An 18,207-nucleotide genomic window follows, 5' to 3' on the forward strand; every position below is an offset into this window, starting at 1 on the left:
TTACGGTGGCCCCCATGGCACCCCTACCGAACCTCCCCGCCGACCCCGACGACGACCCGGAGGGCTACGTCGGCCTCGACACCGCCACCGCGGCCGGCCGGGCCCGCGAACGCGGCTGGGCGACCGTGCGGTCACTGGCCCCCGGCGCGATCATCACCATGGAGTACCAGGTGAGCCGGTTGAACTTCGAGGTCCTGGACGGGACCGTGCGGCGCTGCTGGAAGGGGTGACGGACGGGGCACGCGAAACCGCGGTGGCCCCGGAGCCCCGAAGGGGCGCAGGGACCACCGCGGTCGCGGTGCGCGGCGCGGGCCGGTGTGCGTACCCCCGCGCCGGTGCTGCTCGGGCGCCCTCTAGCCGACGGTGCGGCCGCGGCCCGTGGCCGGGCCCAGCGGTGTGGTGCGCGGCGCGCGGTCGGAGCCGGCCGGGCGGCGGCTGCCGGTCGGGGTGACGGGCGTGCGCTCGGAACGGGCGGTGTGCGGCCGGGGCGAGAGGTGCGGCCGGCCGTCGGGGACGCGGGCCGTGCGGGCACCGGCGCCCACCGGCTCGCGGACGGGCAGCTGGTCGTCCACCGGGGGGCGCGGGGCGCCGACGGTGGCCACGGGGGCGAGCGGCGCGGGCAGCAGGGCACCGCGCTCGCGGATGCGCTGCCAGACGCCCAGGAGAACGGCGTCGGCGCGGGCCATCGGCGCCTCGAACCAGGGCAGGGCGAGCAGGACCAGGAGCCCGGCGCTCCAGCCGAGGGTCACATCGCTCATCCAGTGGGTGCCGAGGTAGACCGTCGTCATGCCGACGCCCAGCGCCAGCAGCGCGGCGATCACCGACGCGACCCGGCGAGTGTGCGGAGTGGTGGCCAGGTAGGCGAGGACTCCCCAGGTCACCACGGCGTTGGCGGTGTGACCCGAGGGAAATATGTCGCCGCCGGCGAACATCTCGTTCGAGCCGATCTCGGTGGCGTAGTGCGGACCGAGCCGGCCCATGCCGATCTTCGCGGCGCCGACCGTGGCGTTGAGCAGCAGCAGCGAGGTGCCCAGCACCAGCAGCGGCCGCAGGGTCTTCTGCCGGTAGGTGCACCAGCCCAGCCAGGCGGCGACCGCGACGGCGGTCGGGCCGCGCTGGCCCAGGACCACGAAGTAGTCGAGGAAGGTGTGGATCTCCGGCCACTGCTTGTACGGGCGGAAGAGCATGACCTGCCAGTCGAACCGCACCGGCCAGGACGTCGTGAGCACGCCGACCACGATCGCCAGATAGACCACGGAGGTGGCCACGAAGATCCCGAGACGGGTCCGGGTCATCCGCGGCCGCACGGGCTCGGTCGGGCGCTCCTCCGCTTGGACGAGCTCGTCTTTGGTACGCACTCAATCGACGTTACATTGCGTGACGGGAAGGTTTGGCCGATCAGGCCGCTTTGTGATGACGATGTGATGTGGAATGCGTCTCAAACATGACTTTCGGCACGTTTGATTCCGGAGAACGAACCCGTGATTAGCGGCGCCCGGAGAAAGCGGCGACGGTCCCCCGCGGGTGGGCCGGCCTTGTTGTTTTCTTTATGCCGGACGGTGTTTATCGGTGATTGACCGGCGTGTTCCCCGGTGTTTCTGCGCCGTTCCCCGAGGGGCTTTTCCCCGGCCGCCCCGGCCCCTCCCGCGGCGCCGGCGAAAAGATCACGGCGGGCCGGAGCCGTGCAGCCAGAACGCCCCGTAGGCCGCCGACACCAGCGCCACCGCGCACACCGTCAGCACTGCCCGCACCGTCCGGAGCCGGGCGAGGGCCAGAGCGAGCGGCAGCAGCAGCGGGAAGGCGGGCATCATCAGCCGCGGCTTGGACCCGAAGTACCCCTTGGCCGTCAGGGCCAGCGCCAGGACCGTGCCCCCGTAGACGAGCAGCGGCAGCGGCTGCCGCTGCCGTACCCCCACCCCGTACAGCCACACCACCAGGGCCACCCCGACGAGCAGGCCCACCCCGGCCGGCCACGCCCCGCCGGTGAACCGCCCGGCGACGAAGGAGCCGAAGGCCACGCCCCCGTCGAAGCCGTTGCCCCAGCCGCCCTGCACGTCGAGATAGCCGGTCACGCTCCCCTCGCGGGCCCCCACCCACGCGAAGTACGCCAGCCAGCCCAGCGGGGCGAGCACACACCCGAGCAGCGTCCGCAGCTCCACCCGGCGGCCGCCGCGCCACCACGTCACCGCCGCGGTGATCCACACGGCCGCCACCACCGCGGCGCCCACCGGCCGGGTCAGCCCGGCCAGCGCCGCCAGCGAGCCCGCCCACACCCACCGGCCGGTGAGCACGCAGTAGACGCTCCACGCGGCGAGCGCCGTGAACAGCGACTCCGAGTACGCCATCGACTGCACGATGCCGACCGGCAGCACGGCCCACAGCGCCACCAGGGCGACCCCGGCCCGCCGCCCGCCCTGCCGCTCACCGATCAGGAACAGCGCCCAGGCCGCGAACAGCGAGGAAACGGCGCTGACCACCAGCCCCGCGTCGGCCGCGGACAGCGGGAACACCGCGGACGCCAGCCGCTCCAGCCACGGCAGCAGGGGAAAGAACGCCAGGTCCGAGTGGACCTTGCCACCGCTCAGATGCAGGGTGTGCCCGTACCCCTCCTCGGCGATGCGGGAGTACCAGAGGGAATCCCAGCGCGCCGAGAGCAGCTGGTGCGGGCTCTTGCCCGCCACCTGCCCCCACCCGGCCAGCACCACGACGCCCAGCGCCCGCACCCCCGCGTACACCAGCAGCGCGGGGGCCGCCCGGCGCAGCGCGCGGCGGGCCGCGGCGGCACCGCGCGGGCCGGGCGCACCGGCGTCCGTACCGGCGGGGGAAACGAGATCGGTCACCGAGCAATTGTCCAGCATGCGTCAGGCGCCCCCCGCAAGGGGCCGTCCGCGTGACCGGGAGCACGTATCGGTGGCCGGGACTCGCGTACTCTGTCGACTCACTCGCCCCCAGCCGGCCGGGCCCACCGTCCCCCACGGCCCGCCGCCGGGTGCGCGAGCGCACGACACGGAGGTGTGTGAATGTCAGGGACGACCACGGCCGGCCCCCCACGGGCGGCGGGTGTTCCCCGGCAGCGGTCCCGGCGCGGGCTGCGGTACCAGCCGCGACTGCCCCTCGGGCGCGGCGCCGAGGCCAACCGCTGGACCGTCCTCGTCGTCCTCTGCGTCAGCCTGCTCCTCGTCGCCGTCGACGCGACCGTGCTGCACGTCGCCGTCCCCGCGGTCACCGAGGACCTGCGCCCCGGCGCCATCCAGCTGCTGTGGATCGTCGACGTCTACCCGCTCGTCTGCGCCTCGCTCCTCATCCTCTTCGGCACCCTCGGCGACCGCGTCGGCCGGCGCCGCGTGCTGCTCCTCGGCTACGGGCTCTTCGGCGTCGCCTCCGCGTTCGCCGCCCTCGCCACCAGCCCCGACGTCCTCATCGCGGCCCGGGCGCTGCTCGGCGTCGGCGGCGCGATGATCATGCCGGCGACGCTGTCCATCCTCCGGCAGGTCTTCCCCGACCGGAAGGAGCGGGCCCTCGCGGTCGGCATCTGGAGCGCGGTCGCCGCCGTCGGCGCGGCCTTCGGGCCGCTGGTCGGCGGGCTGCTCCTGGAGAACTTCTGGTGGGGATCGGTCTTCCTCATCAACATCCCGCTGATGGCGGTCAGCCTGCCCGTCGGGCGCTGGCTGCTGCCCGAGTCGACCGGCGACCGCGACGGCCCGTGGGACGTCGCCGGTGCGCTGATGGCCGCCTTCGGACTGTTCGGGCTCGTCCTCGCGGTGAAGCGGATCGGCGGCGGTGAACCGCCGCTGACGCTCGGCACGCTCGTCCCCGGGGCCCTCGGGGCCGCCCTGCTGATCGTCTTCGTCCGGCGGCAGCGGCGCCGGACCCACCCGCTCGTCGACCTCCGGCTGTTCGCCCGGCCGGCCTTCGGGACGTCCGTCGGCTGCATCGTGCTGGCCATGCTGGCGCTCGTCGGCCTGGAGCTCATAGCGGCCCAGTACCTGCAGCTCGTCCTCGGCCTCACCCCGCTGGAGACCGGGCTGCGGCTGCTGCCGCTCACGCTCGCCGCGATGGCCGCGGGCCTCGTCGGCTCCCGGGTCCTCCACCGCTTCGGGCCGCGCGCCATGGTCACCCTCGGCTTCGTCCTCACCGCCACGGCCGTCGCCTCGCTGACCGTCATGGGCCAGCAGGACCGCCCCTGGGCCCTCGTCGCGGGCTTCGTCCTGCTCGGCTTCGGGCTGGAGACCACGCTCTTCGGGGCCTACGAGTCGATGCTCAGCGAGGCCCCCGCGGAGTCCGCCGGGGGAGCGGCCGCGATAGGGGAAACCTCCTACCAGCTCGGCGCGGGCATCGGCATCGCCCTCCTCGGCAGCGTCATGAACGCCGCGTACGCGCCCGGTGTCAGCGGCGCCCGGGGGGTACCCAGCGCGGAGAGCGCCGCCGCGAGCCACTCGCTGGGCGAGGCGTACGAGGTCGCGACGCGACTCGGCGGCCCGGCGGGCGAGGCCCTCCGCGCGGCGGCCCGCGACGCGTTCGTCCACGGCCTGCACGTGACGCTCCTGCTGAGCGCGGGCCTGCTGCTCCTGGGCGCGGCGGCGGCGCTGCGGCTGCCGCGCACGATGGATTGCGGCGGCGCTCCCGCTGAGGGTCAGCCGGCGGTGGCGCCGGCGCCACCGCCGCTGAGCGCGAAGTCCACGACCTGAGCGAAGTCCGGCACCGCCGGGCTGCGCCGTGGTGGCGGAGGTTTGTTGCGGCGGGGGTAAAGGGCTGGGCCAGGCGGCCGGTGCGTCTTCGCGATGGGGGGCTGCCCCCCTCCTCCGCCGCGACGGCGGAGCATGAGAACGGCGGTGTCCGGCGGTGCCGTGCGGGCGGGGCCCGGTTCTTGGGCGGTTTCGGCACCGCCGGGCTGCGCCGCGGTGGCGGGGGGTTGGTTGCGGCGGGGGTGAGGGGCTGGGCTTGGCGGGCCGGTGTGTCTTTGCGATGGGGGCTGTTCCCCTCTTCCGCCGCGACGGCGGAGCATGAGTACGGCGGTGCCGGGCCGGCGAGGCCGTCGTCGGCCGGGGCCCAGACCCCCTGGACGCCCGGCGTCAGCCGGATTAGCGTCGGGGGCGACCGGATGATCACACCCGGGCGTCCGGGGCCGGGCCACGGCAGCCCGTGCCGCAGCGAGCCGGAGGCTGGCCCATGTCCGTACCCTCGTCACCCTCGTCTTCCCCCGCACCCCGTAAACCGTCGCCCTTCGACCCGCACGACCCCCTCGGCATCGACGACCTGCTGTCCCCCGAGGACCTCGCCGTCCGCGCCACCGTCCGGCAGTGGGCCGCCGACCGCGTCCTGCCGCACATCGCGGACTGGTACGAGCGCGGCGAACTCCCCGGCATCCGTGAACTCGCCCGCGAGCTCGGCTCCATCGGCGCCCTCGGCATGCAGCTCAGCGGCTACGGCTGCGCCGGTGCGAGCGCCGTGCAGTACGGCCTGGCCTGTCTGGAGCTGGAGGCCGCCGACTCCGGCATCCGCTCCCTGGTCTCCGTGCAGGGCTCCCTCGCGATGTACGCGATCCACCGCTTCGGCTCCGAGGAGCAGAAGCAGCGGTGGCTGCCCGGCATGGCCGCCGGCGAGATCATCGGCTGTTTCGGGCTGACCGAGCCCGACCACGGCTCGGACCCCGCCGGGATGCGCACGTACGCCAAGCGCGACGGCGGCGACTGGGTGCTGACCGGCCGGAAGATGTGGATCACCAATGGTTCCGTCGCGGGCGTCGCCGTCGTCTGGGCCCGGACCGACGACGGCATCCGCGGGTTCCTCGTCCCCACCGACCGGCCCGGGTTCTCCGCCCCCGAGATCCGGCACAAGTGGTCCCTGCGGGCCTCCGTCACCAGCGAGCTGGTCCTCGACGAGGTGCGGCTGCCCGCGGACGCCGTCCTGCCGGAGGCCGCCGGCCTGCGCGGGCCGCTGAGCTGTCTGAGCCACGCCCGGTACGGAATCGTCTGGGGCTCGATGGGCGCCGCGCGCACCAGCTTCGAGGCGGCGCTCGACTACGCGCGGACGCGGGAGCAGTTCGGCAGGCCCATCGGCGGCTTCCAGCTCACCCAGGCCAAGCTCGCCGACATGGCGGTGGAACTGCACAAGGGCATCCTGCTCGCCCACCACCTGGGGCTGCGGATGGACGCCGGGGCGCTGCGCCCGGAGCAGGTCAGCTTCGGGAAGCTCAACAACGTGCGGGAGGCGATCGACATCTGCCGTACGGCCCGGACGATCCTCGGCGCGAACGGGATCTCCCTCGAATACCCGGTCATGCGGCACGCCACGAACCTGGAGTCGGTGCTGACCTACGAAGGCACCGTCGAGATGCACCAGCTGGTGCTGGGCAAGGCGCTCACCGGCCTCGACGCGTTCCGGTGAGCACCCGGCCGTGCGGCCGGGGCTGCCGTGTCCCCACCGGAGGGCCGACCACGGGCCCCGGCCGGTGGGGACCGGCCTTCAGCTCTGGTTGAAGAAGCCTCCGCTCCTCGCGCGGCCCGCCTCGCCGCTCAGCACCTGGTAGTCGGCGGGGGTCAGCAGGAAGACGCGGTTGGCCACGCGCTCGATCGAGCCGCGCAGCCCGAACGTCAGCCCGGCGGCGAAGTCCACGACCCGCTTGGCGTCGTCGGGCTCCATGCCCGTGAGGTTGACGATCACTGGGACGCCCTCGCGGAAGAGCTCGCCGATGCCACGGGCGTCCCGGAAGCCGTCCGGGGTGACCGTGGCGATACGGGTGCCCTGTTCCTGCGCGGCCTCGTCCGCGACCCGCACCTTCGGGTTGGTCACCCAGGAGTCGCCGGGCTCGGGCCCCTCGGCGTAGTCGTCGTCGTAGTAGCGCTCGTCATCGCTGTCGTCGACGAGGCCGAGCCAGGCACTCGCCTTGCGCACCGATCCCATGGACGCCTCCTCTCACACGCGGTGTGGTCCGACCGCTTCTCTATCGTCGTCCATGATGCGGATGGTGTGCCAAGTGGATAGCCGCCAAGCGAGGATTTCGTGACGCATCTGGTGCAAAGCGGTTGGCGGTGCGTCAGAAATCCCGAGAGCTGCGCCACACGCTCTGGACCTGGGCATATGCGGTACGGGAAGCGGCCCGCTGGGCGCGGGCCGGTGTGGTTGTCCGGTGATTAGGATGCCCGGGTCCATCCACACCACACACGGGGGCGGGAATTGTTCGGGATCATCAGGCCATGTCGGCACCGGCTGTCCGAGTCGATGCACACGGAGTGGATGGCTCATCTGTGCGGCCTCTGTCTCGCTCTGCGGGGTGACCACGGACAGTTCGCCCGAGCGGCCACGAACTATGACGGTCTGGTCATATCGGTGCTCGTCGAGGCGCAGTCGCCGCGCACCGAGGGCGCGAACTCCTGGCGCCGCACCGCGGGGCCCTGCCCGCTGCGCGGGATGCGCACGGCCTCCGTGGCGCGGGGCGAGGGCGCACGGCTGGCCGCCTCCGTCTCGCTGGTGCTGGCGTCGGCGAAGATGCGCGACCATGTCGCCGACGGCGACGGCGCGTTGGCCCGGCGGCCGGTGGCCGCGGCCGCCCGCCGCGTCGCCGCCCGGTGGGACCGCGCCGGCGCCCGCACCGGCGCGGACCTCGGCTTCGACACCGCCGTGCTCGTCGACGCGGTCGAGCGGCAGGCCGGAATCGAGGAGTCGGCCGGTATCGGCACCTCCCTGCTGGAGGTGACGGAGCCGACCGAGACGGCGACCGCCGCGGCCTTCGGCTTCACGGCGGTACTGGCGGGCCGGCCCGCCAACAGGGCGCCGCTGGAGGAGGCGGGCCGGCTCTTCGGACGGCTTGCGCACCTGCTGGACGCCGTCGAGGACCTGGCCGAGGACGCCGCGGCGGGCGCGTGGAACCCCGTCACCGCGACGGGGACGGACCTGGCGGAGGTCCGGCGGCTGTGCGACGACTCCGTGCACGGCGTGCGCCTGGCGCTGCGCGAGGTGGACTTCGCGAGCAAGGGGCAGAGCAAGCTCGCCCACCTGCTGCTGGCGCACGAGCTCGCGCGCGCGGTCGACCGGGCGTTCGGCACCTCCGGGTGCGGGCACGACGGCCACGCGGAAGGTCACCATCAGGCCCCGGAAGGGGCGTTCGGAGCGCCGCCGGTCATGCCGCCCGGCGCGCCGCCCGAGCCGCCGAGGCGGGGGCGGCGGCGCGGGCTGATCGCCGGCTGCGCGGTGTGGACCGGTCTCTGCTGCACGGGTCAAGTGTGCTGCAAGAACCCCTACGACGACCCGTGGACAGGCCAGCCGCGCGAAGGTTGGTGCCACAAATGCGATGACTGTAGTGACTGCTGCGATTGCTGTGACTGCGGCTGCAACTGCTGCGAAGGCTGCGATTGTTGCGGGTGCGACTGCTGAGCGAGGTGAAGCGGGTGGTGCAAGGGGAGGGGTGGTCGAACCGCCGCGGAGGTGCGGCGGGGTGAAGGCGACCGGGGCCCGGACGGGCTGAGAAAGAGCGCCGAAAGGCGCTCAGGGGACTGAGGAGCACAGGAAGACGCGGCAGGGCCCGCCGGGCGCGTCAGCCCTGACAGGGGCGCCGGCGGGGACGGGTGCCCGTACACGAGGCCGACCACACCCGACCGAGGTCGATGTGGTGGCGCGTGACCAGCCGTTGCCCTGAGTGCATGGCACAAGTGGAACAGCCATCCGGTTCCGCGTCAACTCACTTGAGACGGCCCGCTCACAGTGCGGACACCTGCTTGACAGCAGGCCAGGACCCCGGCCTAGCCTCGGGGTTCCGGCCCGTGCTGAGGGGCGCGAGCCGGGCGTGAAGGCACCATCTCCCGTGTTCGATCCCCGCATCCACGGAGCCTTCGCATGCCCCCGCACCCTCCTGTCCCCTCCCTCGTCGTCATCGGCGCGGGCCCCCGCGGCACCGGACTCCTGGAACGCATCGCCGCCAACGCCCCCGAACTCCTCGCCGGCCGCCGCCTCGACGTCCACCTCGTCGACCCCCACCCGCCCGGTGGCGGCCGGATCTGGCGCCACGACCAGTCCCCGCTGCTGTGGATGAACTCCACGGCCGAGGACGTCACCCTGTACACCGACGACACGGTGGAACAGCGGGGGCCGGTCCGCCCGGGCCCCTCCCTCGCCGACTGGGCGGCCGAGATCCGCGCCGGCGGCGCCGACACGCCCCGCCTCGACGCCGCCACCGCGGCCGAGGCCCGCCGGCTGACCGGCGGGAGCTTCGCCGGCCGCCGGTTGCAGAGCGCCTACCTGAGCTGGGTCTACGCACAGTCGGTCGCCGCCCTCCCGCCCGGCGTCGTCGTCCACGAGCACCGGCGGCGCGCGTTACGGATCACCGGACCGCGCGACGGGCGGCAGCGCGTCCAGCTCGACGGCAGGCCCGCCCCGCTCCTCGCCGACCTCGTCGTGCTCGCCCTCGGCCACCTCCCCTCCGCCCCCGACGCGGACCAGCGCGAGCTCGCCCGCTTCGCCGCCGGCCACGGACTGACCTACCTGCCACCGGACTTCACCGCCGACAGCGACCTGAGCGGGCTGCTCCCCGGCGAACCCGTGCTCGTCCGCGGCTTCGGGCTCGCCTTCGTCGACCTGATGGTGCTGCTCACCGAGGGCCGCGGCGGCCGGTACACCGACGACGGCACCGGAACCCTCACCTACCACCCCTCCGGGCGCGAGCCCGTGCTGCACGTCGGATCGCGCCGCGGCGTCCCGTACCGCTCGAAGACCGGCTATCCCTGGGCCGGGGAGCGGCCCCCGCTGCCCCGCTTCCTCGGCCCCGCCGAAGTGGCCGCCCTGCGCGCCCGGCCGGGCCCGCCCGACTTCCGGCGGGACGTGTGGCCGCTCGTCGAGAAGGAGCTGGGGTTCGCCCACTACCACCGGCTGTTCACCGCCCACCCGGAGCGCACCCGCGCCGGCTGGCCCGGCTTCGAGGCGCGGTACGCCGCCTGCGCCCCCGGCAGCGCCGCACTCCACGCGCTCGTCGCCGCCACCGTCCCCGACCCGGCCGACCGGCTCGACCTGACGGCGCTCGACCACCCCCTCGACGGGCTGCGCTTCTCCGGCCAGGAGGCGCTCCAGGACGGCCTGCGGGCCCACATCGAGGCCGACCTCGCCCGCCGCCACGACCCCCGGCACAGCGCCGACCAGGCCGTCTTCCTCGGCCTGCTCTCCGTCTCCGGGCAGCTCGCGGCCCTGGGGGACACCGGACCGTGGTGGCACGGCTTCTTCAACTACCTGGCCTCCGGGCCGCCCGGCCCCCGGCTGCGGCAGCTCCTCGCGCTCTCCCGCGCCGGGGTGGTGCGCTTCCTCGGCGCCGGCATGACCGTCACCGCCGACAGCGCGCGGGGCGTCTTCCGGGCGGAGGGGGCGAGCGCCCCCGGCACGGCGGTCGAGGCGAGGGCGCTCGTCGAGGCGCGGCTGCCCCCGCCCTCGGTCGCCCGCAGCGGCGATCCGCTGCTGCGCGGCCTGTACGGGGAGTCGGCCACCACCGCCTCCGGACTGCTGGCCGTCAGCCCCGACGACGGCCGCGTCCTCGGCCGGGACGGCCGCCCGCACCCACGCCGCTTCGCCCTCGGCCCGCACACCGACGCCCGCACCTCCGTCGCCTTCGCCCGGCCGCGCACCAACGCCCCGGCGTTCCGGCAGAACGACGCCACCGCCCGCGCGGCCCTGACCGCCCTGCGCGAGCTGTCCCGCCCCGCCGCGCCCGCGCCCGCTGCCCCTCCCACACCCCCAGGGGGTCCCGTGCCCGTGCCCACCCGGCCACTCCACCTCGCCGTCGCCCTCGACCGGCCCCGCGGCCGGGGCGCCGAAGCGTACGTCCGCGCGGCCCGCCTCGCCGAGCGCGGCCGGCTGGACTTCGTCACGCTCGGAGACTCCCTGGGCCCGCCCCGGCGCGGCGAAACCCGCCTCGACGCCCTCGCCGTGCTCGCCCGGGTCGCCCCCGCCACCGAGCGGATCGGCCTGGTGCCGACCGTCACCACTACCCACACCGAGCCCTTCCACCTCTCCTCGGCCGTCGCCACCCTGGACTGGGTCAGCCGCGGCCGGGCCGGCTGGACGGTGGAGGTCTCGGCCGGGGAGGCGACGGCCCGTCACTTCGGGCGCCGCCCCGCCGCACCCGGGCCGCGGCTGTGGCACGAGGCGGGCGAGGTCGCCGACGTCGTGGCCCGGCTCTGGGACAGCTGGGAGGACGACGCCGAGATCCGCGACGCGGCCACCGGCCGGTTCGTCGACCGCGACAAGCTCCACCACGTCGACTTCCAGGGCGACGCCTTCAGCGTCCGCGGCCCCTCGATCGTGCCCCGGCCGCCGCAGGGCCACCCCGTCGTCGCTGTCGACGTCACCGGACCCCTGCCGCGCGAGACGGCCGCCCGCCACGCCGACGTCGTCTTCGTCCGCACCGGGCCGCCCGGCGGGGCGGACGTCCCCCGGGCGGTCCGCGCCGCGCGCGAGGACCTGCGCGCCCGCGCCCGGGCCCTGGGCCGCGACCCCGGCCACCTCGTCGTCCTCGCCTCGCTGCCCGTCGCCCTGTACGCGGCCGCCGACGCCGTGGCCCTCGCCGACCTGGCCGGCGCCTGGTACACCGACGGCTTCGTCGACGGCTTCCACTTCCGCCCGGAGGACCCCGACCGCGACCTGCCGCTGCTCGTCGACGCGACCGTGCCCGTCCTCCAGCACCGCGGCCTGCTGCGCTCCTTCTACCCGGGCGGCACCCTGCGCGAGCACCTGTGCCTGCCCCGGCCCGCCAACCGCTACGCACCCGCCAGGGGGACCGCATGACCCACCGGGCCGCCCGCCGGCGGATGCACCTCGCCGCACACTTCCCCGGCGTCAACAGCACCACCGTCTGGACGGACCCCCGCTCCCGCAGCCAGATCGACTTCGCCTCCTTCGCACACCTGGCGCGCACCGCCGAACGTGGCCTGTTCGACTTCTTCTTCCTCGCCGAAGGGCTGCGGCTGCGCGAGCACAAGGGCAAGCTGCACGACCTCGACGTCGTCGGCCGCCCCGAGGCGATCACCGTGCTCAGCGCGCTCGCGGCCGTCACCGACCGGCTGGGCCTGGCCGCCACCGTCAGCGCCACCTTCAACGAGCCCTACGAACTCGCCCGCCGCCTCGCCACCCTGGACCACCTGAGCGGCGGCCGGGCGGCGTGGAACGTCGTCACCTCCTCCGACGCCTTCACCGGCGCGAACTTCCGCCGCGGCGGCTACCTCGACCACGCCGACCGGTACACCCGCGCGGCCGAGTTCCTCGCCACCGCCCGCGAGCTGTGGGACTCCCGGGCGGCCGGCACCTCGCGGCCCTTCGCCCACCACGGCCGGCACTTCACGATCGCCGGGGAGTTCGACGTCGAGCCCGGCCCGCAAGGCCACCCCGTCGTCATCCAGGCGGGCGACTCCGGCGAGGGGCGGGAGTTCGCCGCCTCCGCCGCCGACGTCGTCTTCACCCGGCACGGCACCCTGGAGGCGGGCCGCGCCTTCTCCGCCGACGTCAAGGGCCGCCTCGGCGCGTACGGCCGCCGGCCGGAGGACCTGAAGATCATGCCCGGGGTGAGCGTCGTCCTCGGCGACACCGCCGCCGAGGCCCAGGAGAAGGCCGCGGAGATCCGCGAGCAGCAGGTCTCGCCGCAGACCGCGCTGCTGATGGCCGAACAGGTGTGGGGCCGGGACCTCTCCGCCTACGACCCGGACGGGCCCCTGCCCGCGATCGGGCCCGACCCCGGCGGCGAGGTCGCGCAGGGCCGGGTCAGGATCGCCGATCCCCACGCCGTCGTCGACCACTGGCGGGCCGTCTCGAAGGCCAAGGGGCTCACCCTGCGGCAGACCGTGATCGAGACGTCCGGCCGGCAGTCCTTCATCGGCACCCCGCGGGACGTCGCCGCGCGGCTGGAGGAGTTCGTCGCGGCGGGCGCCGCCGACGGCTTCATCCTCGTGCCCCACCTCACCCCCGGCGGGCTCGACGAGTTCGTCGACCGGGTGGTGCCCCTGCTCCAGGAGCGTGGCGCGTTCCGTACGGAGTACAGCGGTCCGACGCTCCGCGACCACCTCGGGCTCGCGCTGCCCGCGGCCCACACCCTGTGAAAGGTTGACCGGCATGAGCACTGACGCACAACAGCAGTGGAAGGCGTGGCGCGAAGAGCGCACCGGGGCGGTCTCCGCGCCCTACGGGCCGCTCTCGCTCACCGGCACCCACTGGCTCGCCGACCACCCGGACCGTCGAATTCCGGCCGTGCCGGGGGAGTGGCGCGAAGAGGGGGAAACGGTCCTGCTCACCGCCGCGGCCCCGGACGGGCTGACCGTCGACGGCCGGCCGCTGGACGGGGAGGTCCGCCTCACCCCGGACGGCGGACCCGGCACGGCCCGGGTCGCGCACGGCGGCCGCCGGCTGCTCGTGCTGCGCCGCGAGGGCCTGTGGGCGGTGCGGGTCTTCGATCCGGACGCCGCGGCCCGCCGGGCGTTCGCCGGGATCGACGTCTTCGACCACGACGAGCGCTGGGTGCTGCCCGGCCGGTTCCGCCCGTACGACAGCGCCCGCACGGTCACCGTGGAGAACGCCGACGGCCGGGAGCGGGGCCTGGGGCTCGCCGGTGAGCTGGCCTTCGACCTCGCCGGGGAGGAGCACACCCTGCGGGTCGCCACCGAGGCGGACGGCTCGCTGTGGGCCGTCTTCGCCGACGGCACCAGCGGCACCTCCAGCTATCGCTTCCGCTTCCTGCGACCGCCCGCGCCGGACGCCCGGGGGAGGGTGACGGTCGACTTCAACCGCGCCCTGCTGCCGCCCTGCGCCTTCGCCGAACACTTCATCTGCCCCTTCCCGCCGCCCGGCAACACCCTCACCGTCGAGGTTCCGGCGGGGGAGCGGAACTCCCGCACGCGCTGACGCGTCGAAAGGGCGGACCCGGGGGGTCGGGCACGGCGGGCCCCGGCGGAGCCTGCGGGCCGCCGGGGTCCTTCGTCCTGCCCCGGCGCGTCCGAAAGGTGCTCTTGCGCCGCCCGGCCTCCGGCCCGAATACTCCCGAACAGCGCTTGTCAGGGGCACGGCGAAAAGTGGAACGCGGTGTGCCCTTTCGGCTGCGCCTCACCGGCCCGCGTGCGTGTGCGGGCCCCCCGACCCCCCACGGGAGGAAGAACGTGAGGATCAAGCGCACCATCCCCCACCGCACCGCCGCCCACCGCACCAGCACCGGACGCATCCGGCTGATCGCCCTGGCCACCGGCCTCACGGCCGTCTCCGCGCTCGTCGCCACCCACGCCCACGCCGAGCCCTCCCGGGCGGCCCAGCTGAAGGCACCCACCGCCGCCCAGCTGACCGCCGCGAGCGCCGCCGTGCGCTCGGCCGATGTCCCAGGCACCGCCTGGATGGTCGACCAGAAGACCGGCTCCCTCCTCGTCTCCGCCGACTCCACCGTCTCCGCCGCGGAGATAGCGAGGATCAGAGCCGCGGCCGGGCCGGACGCCGGCGTGCTGCGCATCGAGCGCGTCCCCGGCACCTTCACCAAGTACCTGCGCGGCGGCGACGCCGTCTACGCCACGAGCTGGCGCTGCTCGGTCGGCTTCAACGTGCGCAGCGGCAGTACGTACTACTTCCTGACCGCCGGCCACTGCACCGAGGGCAAGCCGCCCTACTACGCCGACTCCGGGCGCGCCACCAGCGTCGGCCCGTCCACCGGAACGAGCTTCCCGGGCAACGACTACGGCATCGTGAAGTACACCAACACCTCCCTCGCGCACCCGAGCGAGGTCAACCTCTACAACGGCAGCTCGCAGAAGATCACCGCGGCCGCCGACCCCACCGTCGGCCAGAGCGTCCAGCGCAGCGGCTCGACCACGGGTCTGAAGAGCGGCAAGGTCACCGCCCTGAACGCCACCGTCAACTACGGCAACGGCGATGTCGTCACCGGCCTCATCCGCACCACCGTCTGCGCCGAGCCCGGTGACAGCGGCGGCGCGCTCTTCGCCGGCTCCACCGCCCTCGGGCTCACCTCCGGCGGCAGCGGCAACTGCCGCTCCGGCGGCACCACGTTCTTCCAGCCCGTCGTCGAGGCCATGAAGGCCTACGGAGTGACCCTCCCCTGACGCCGGTCCGCCAAGCAGCGGACCGGACCCCGGCTGCCCTTGCCGTGAGCACGCACCTTCTTCCCCACGCCTGCGGCCGGCAGCACCCGAGCCCCCGTCCCGTACCCCGGGCCGGGGGCTCGACCCCCGGTCGGCAGGGGCATACCGTGGAAGACGACACCCGACGCGGATCCCGACGGCAGGGGGTCGTGATGATCGAAGAGCTGCTGACGGCGGCGGTCGCCGCCGGATCCGCGGGCGCCCTGTACGTGGCCGCGGGCGCGCGGGTGGTCAAGCAGTACGAGCGGGGCGTCGTGCTGCGGCTCGGCCGGCTGCGGGAGCAGATCCGCCCGCCGGGCTTCACCATGGTCATCCCCGGCGTCGACCGGCTGCGCAAGGTGAACATGCAGATCGTCACGATGCCGGTCCCCGCCCAGGAGGGCATCACCCGGGACAACGTGACGGTGCGCGTCGACGCCGTCGTCTACTTCAAGGTCGTCGATCCGGCCGAGGCCGTCATCCAGGTCGAGGACTACCGCTTCGCGGTCTCCCAGATGGCCCAGACCTCCTTGCGCTCGATCATCGGCAAGAGCGACCTGGACGATCTCCTGTCCAACCGCGAGAAGCTCAACCAGGGCCTGGAGCTGATGCTCGACAGCCCGGCCATCGGCTGGGGCGTGCACATCGACCGCGTCGAGATCAAGGACGTGTCGCTGCCGGAGACGATGAAGCGCTCCATGTCCCGGCAGGCCGAGGCCGAGCGGGAGCGCCGGGCCCGTGTGATCAACGCCGATGCCGAGCTGCTGGCGTCCAAGAAGCTCGCCGAGGCCGCCGCGACCATGTCCGAGCAGCCTTCCGCCCTTCAGCTGAGGCTGTTGCAGACGATCGTCGCGGTGGCCGCCGAGAAGAACTCCACGCTGGTGCTGCCGTTCCCCGTGGAGCTGCTGCGCTTCCTGGAGCGGTCCGCCCAGCAGGGCCCGCCGCCCGCCGCGCCTGCTACCCCACCCGCACCTCCCGCACCGCCTTCACCCTCCGTCTGACACCGGCGCCGGGGGCGCGCGCGTGTACCCGCAAGCCAGGTCGATTCCGCCTTGTACACGCCCTCTTGAGGCGGGGATACTCGACGGACAACTTGGCATGGACGCGCCTTTCGTAAAGCCGGGAGGCGGGCCTGTGTCGTCTGTCCTCCGGGCAATCGGCACCCCACTGTCGGGCCCGCCCCCACTGGAGGTGCCGAGTTGAGATCTTTCCCGATGCGGATGCGGATGCGCACCGCTCCGGCGGCCGCGGCGGTGGCCGCGCTCGCGGCCGTGACCCTGGGGCCGCAGCAGGCCGGCGCGTCGACGGACCAGGGCGCGCGGGTGCTGTCCGCCGCCTCGGCGGCGCAGCTCGCGCGCTCGCTCGACACCCGGCTGGAGGACGCGGGGGCCGGCTCGTACTACGACAGCCGGGCGCGAAGGCTCGTCGTCAACGTCGTCGACCCGGCCGCGGTGGCCACGGTCCGCGCGGCGGGTGCCCAGGCCAGGGTCGTGCGCTTCTCGCAGGCGCAGCTGGCCTCCACCCAGAGCGCGCTGGATGCCAGTGAGGAGATCCCCGGCACGGCCTGGGGCATGGACCCCCGGGTCAACCGGGTCGTCGTCACCGCTGATCCCACGGTCGAGGGCGAGGGGCTCGCCCGGCTCGAGAAGGTCGTCGAGCCGCTCGGCGAGCGGGTGGTGGTGCGGCGGACGGACGCGGAGCTCACCCGGTTCATCGCGGGCGGTGAGGCGATCTACGGCACCGGCACCGGCACCACCGGGCGGTGCACGCTCGGCTTCAACGTCACCAAGGGCGGCAGGCCCCACTTCCTCACCGCCGGACACTGCGGCGGCTCGCTCAAGACATGGGCCGCGACCGAGGGCGGCGCGGAGATCGCACGGACCGCCGGCTCCAGCTTCCCCGGCGACGACCACGCCGTCGCGGAGTACACCGCCCCCGTCGACCACCCCAGCGCGGTGTATCTGCACAACGGCACCACCCAGCCCATCGAAGGGGTGGGTGAGGCGGGGGTCGGTCAGGCGGTCCGGCGCAGTGGCGCCACCACCGGGCTGCGCAGCGGTACGGTCACCGGCCTCAACGCCACGGTGAACTACCGGGAGGGCCGGGTGACCGGGCTGGTCCGGACCGATGTCTGTGCCGAGGCCGGTGACAGCGGTGGCCCCTTCTTCGCGGGCGACCGCGCGCTGGGGCTCACCTCGGGAGGCAACGGCAACTGCCGCACCGGAGGCACCACTTATTACCAGCCGGTCCAGGAGGCACTGGAAGCGTACGGCGCGTCCCTGCCGTAGGGCCGCGGGACCGCCCGCACGGCAGCGGCCCCCGGACACCTGCACGGTGTCCGGGGGCCGCCTCGTGTGCCGATGTCAGAAACTGAACACCAGGCCCTTGCCCGCCTGCGTCATGCACGGGTTGGCGAAGGTGTGCTCGAAGTTGACTCGCCGGCCTTCCCACACGCCTTCGGCCGTGACGACGGTCGGGTTCCACTCCTTGGTGCAGACCGTGTCGGCCTTGATGGTGGTGATCTTGGTGAAGTCACCGTCGGCGGCGCGCAGCTGTGCGCACGCGCCCTTGACGTTCGGGTGGGTGCCGCTCGCGGTCGGCGTGCACGTCAGTGTCACCGCGCGCTGGACGCCGGAGTCGGACCTGTTGGCGCCCTTGCCGATGGTGAGGACCAGTGCGGAGGACGCGTAGAGGCTCTGCGTCGCCTGTGTCTGTGCGGCGGGGACCGGTGCGGGTGCGGCGCTTGCGACCGTGGTCCCGGCCGCGATGAGGCCGCCGCCCAGTGCCAGCGCGGCGCCCAGTGCGATGCCCCCAGTGATGTACCGCATTCCGAACACTCCCTTGCTCGTCGCTTCAGATAACGGACTGGAGTCTTGCCCAAGTTGGGCATGAACGCACACCGAACGAACACTTTCAGTCGCTGGTTGAAAACCCTGAGTAATGGCTTGAACTTGTGTGAGGCACGTCTCGACAAAGTCGTGCAGAGGTGGAACGGGTTCATGCGCATGTCCGACTTGGGAGGGAAAGGTGGGGATTAATGTTTCAGGAGTGTTGACCAGCAAGGATTCCTTGTAATCATCGATGAATTAGAAAATTGACCTTCAAAAACACCGTTTGCGGAGCGTCC

General features: G+C 73.9%; 13 protein-coding genes and 2 pseudogenes. 11 read left to right on the top strand and 4 right to left on the bottom strand.

The features are described 5' to 3' along the window. Positions 1 to 14: 14 nt before the first annotated feature. Positions 15 to 230 (top strand): I78 family peptidase inhibitor, encoded by a 216-nt coding sequence (locus tag ABZ951_RS18910; protein WP_344092848.1) that lies wholly within the window; start codon positions 15 to 17, stop codon positions 228 to 230. A 123-nt stretch (positions 231 to 353) separates the two neighbouring features. On the opposite strand, the gene ABZ951_RS18915 is transcribed toward ABZ951_RS18910, so the two are convergent. Both ABZ951_RS18915 and ABZ951_RS18920 read right to left on the bottom strand, forming a co-directional pair. Further along, positions 354 to 1,358 carry a phosphatase PAP2 family protein gene (locus tag ABZ951_RS18915; protein ID WP_361280287.1) on the bottom strand — a complete coding sequence of 335 codons (1,005 nt, stop codon included), beginning with the start codon at positions 1,356 to 1,358 and terminating at the stop codon, positions 354 to 356. Between the two features lie 306 nt (positions 1,359 to 1,664). Beyond that, a complete protein-coding gene (locus ABZ951_RS18920) occupies positions 1,665 to 2,762 on the bottom strand; it encodes a hypothetical protein (RefSeq protein WP_344092900.1) in 1,098 nt (365 codons plus the stop codon). A 258-nt stretch (positions 2,763 to 3,020) separates the two neighbouring features. Here ABZ951_RS18920 and ABZ951_RS18925 point away from each other — a divergent pair, with 258 nt between their 5' ends. Together ABZ951_RS18925 and ABZ951_RS18930 are read left to right on the top strand one after the other, a co-directional pair. Beyond that, a complete protein-coding gene (locus tag ABZ951_RS18925) occupies positions 3,021 to 4,688 on the top strand; it encodes an MFS transporter (RefSeq protein ID WP_344092843.1) in 1,668 nt (555 codons plus the stop codon). 481 nt (positions 4,689 to 5,169) lie between these two features. Continuing rightward, positions 5,170 to 6,387, top strand: coding sequence for an acyl-CoA dehydrogenase family protein (locus ABZ951_RS18930; RefSeq protein WP_344092841.1), 1,218 nt, complete (start codon positions 5,170 to 5,172; stop codon positions 6,385 to 6,387). Positions 6,388 to 6,465: 78 nt separating this feature from the next. Here ABZ951_RS18930 and ABZ951_RS18935 read toward each other — a convergent pair whose 3' ends face one another. Beyond that, positions 6,466 to 6,903, bottom strand: coding sequence for a cell division protein SepF (locus tag ABZ951_RS18935; RefSeq protein WP_344092839.1), 438 nt, complete (start codon positions 6,901 to 6,903; stop codon positions 6,466 to 6,468). A 273-nt stretch (positions 6,904 to 7,176) separates the two neighbouring features. On the opposite strand from ABZ951_RS18935, the gene ABZ951_RS18940 reads away from it, so the two are divergent. The 8 genes and pseudogenes from ABZ951_RS18940 to ABZ951_RS18975 all read left to right on the top strand — a co-directional run bounded on the left by ABZ951_RS18940 (position 7,177) and on the right by ABZ951_RS18975 (position 17,368). Next, positions 7,177 to 8,373, top strand: a complete 1,197-nt coding sequence (locus tag ABZ951_RS18940; RefSeq protein ID WP_344092837.1) for a DUF5685 family protein — start codon at positions 7,177 to 7,179, stop codon at positions 8,371 to 8,373. A gap of 459 nt (positions 8,374 to 8,832) precedes the next feature. After that, a pseudogene (locus tag ABZ951_RS18945) lies at positions 8,833 to 10,665 on the top strand (FAD/NAD(P)-binding protein); the annotation flags it as partial. 135 nt (positions 10,666 to 10,800) lie between these two features. Continuing rightward, a pseudogene (locus tag ABZ951_RS18950) lies at positions 10,801 to 11,763 on the top strand (LLM class flavin-dependent oxidoreductase); the annotation flags it as partial. After that, a complete protein-coding gene (locus ABZ951_RS18955) occupies positions 11,760 to 13,067 on the top strand; it encodes an NtaA/DmoA family FMN-dependent monooxygenase (RefSeq protein WP_344092835.1) in 1,308 nt (435 codons plus the stop codon). The pseudogene ABZ951_RS18950 and the gene ABZ951_RS18955, both read left to right, overlap by 4 nt. A gap of 13 nt (positions 13,068 to 13,080) precedes the next feature. Continuing rightward, positions 13,081 to 13,866 (top strand): DUF1684 domain-containing protein, encoded by a 786-nt coding sequence (locus ABZ951_RS18960; RefSeq protein WP_344092833.1) that lies wholly within the window; start codon positions 13,081 to 13,083, stop codon positions 13,864 to 13,866. Between the two features lie 257 nt (positions 13,867 to 14,123). Further along, positions 14,124 to 15,062 carry a S1 family peptidase gene (locus ABZ951_RS18965; protein ID WP_344092896.1) on the top strand — a complete coding sequence of 313 codons (939 nt, stop codon included), beginning with the start codon at positions 14,124 to 14,126 and terminating at the stop codon, positions 15,060 to 15,062. A gap of 191 nt (positions 15,063 to 15,253) precedes the next feature. Then, complete coding sequence (locus ABZ951_RS18970; protein WP_344092831.1) at positions 15,254 to 16,081, top strand: slipin family protein; 828 nt, start codon at positions 15,254 to 15,256, stop codon at positions 16,079 to 16,081. A gap of 198 nt (positions 16,082 to 16,279) precedes the next feature. Next, complete coding sequence (locus ABZ951_RS18975; RefSeq protein ID WP_344092828.1) at positions 16,280 to 17,368, top strand: S1 family peptidase; 1,089 nt, start codon at positions 16,280 to 16,282, stop codon at positions 17,366 to 17,368. Positions 17,369 to 17,443: 75 nt separating this feature from the next. Here ABZ951_RS18975 and ABZ951_RS18980 read toward each other — a convergent pair whose 3' ends face one another. Beyond that, on the bottom strand, positions 17,444 to 17,908 hold the full coding sequence (locus ABZ951_RS18980; protein WP_344092825.1) for a subtilase-type protease inhibitor: 465 nt from the start codon (positions 17,906 to 17,908) through the stop codon (positions 17,444 to 17,446). Between the last annotated feature and the right edge of the window lie 299 nt (positions 17,909 to 18,207).

This window comes from Streptomyces sp. NPDC046215, from assembly GCF_040646215.1.
GTDB lineage: Bacteria > Actinomycetota > Actinomycetes > Streptomycetales > Streptomycetaceae > Streptomyces > Streptomyces stramineus.

Excerpts from the sequence above, each read along its gene's own strand:
- ABZ951_RS18925 (WP_344092843.1), top strand. The coding sequence starts at position 3,021 with ATGTCAGGGACGACCACGGCCGGCCCCCCACGGGCGGCGGGTGTTCCC.
- ABZ951_RS18935 (WP_344092839.1), bottom strand. The coding sequence starts at position 6,903 with ATGGGATCGGTGCGCAAGGCGAGTGCCTGGCTCGGCCTCGTCGACGAC.
- ABZ951_RS18970 (WP_344092831.1), top strand. The coding sequence starts at position 15,254 with ATGATCGAAGAGCTGCTGACGGCGGCGGTCGCCGCCGGATCCGCGGGC.
- ABZ951_RS18955 (WP_344092835.1), top strand. The coding sequence starts at position 11,760 with ATGACCCACCGGGCCGCCCGCCGGCGGATGCACCTCGCCGCACACTTC.
- ABZ951_RS18930 (WP_344092841.1), top strand. The coding sequence starts at position 5,170 with ATGTCCGTACCCTCGTCACCCTCGTCTTCCCCCGCACCCCGTAAACCG.
- ABZ951_RS18910 (WP_344092848.1), top strand. The coding sequence starts at position 15 with ATGGCACCCCTACCGAACCTCCCCGCCGACCCCGACGACGACCCGGAG.
- ABZ951_RS18980 (WP_344092825.1), bottom strand. The coding sequence starts at position 17,908 with ATGCGGTACATCACTGGGGGCATCGCACTGGGCGCCGCGCTGGCACTG.
- ABZ951_RS18960 (WP_344092833.1), top strand. The coding sequence starts at position 13,081 with ATGAGCACTGACGCACAACAGCAGTGGAAGGCGTGGCGCGAAGAGCGC.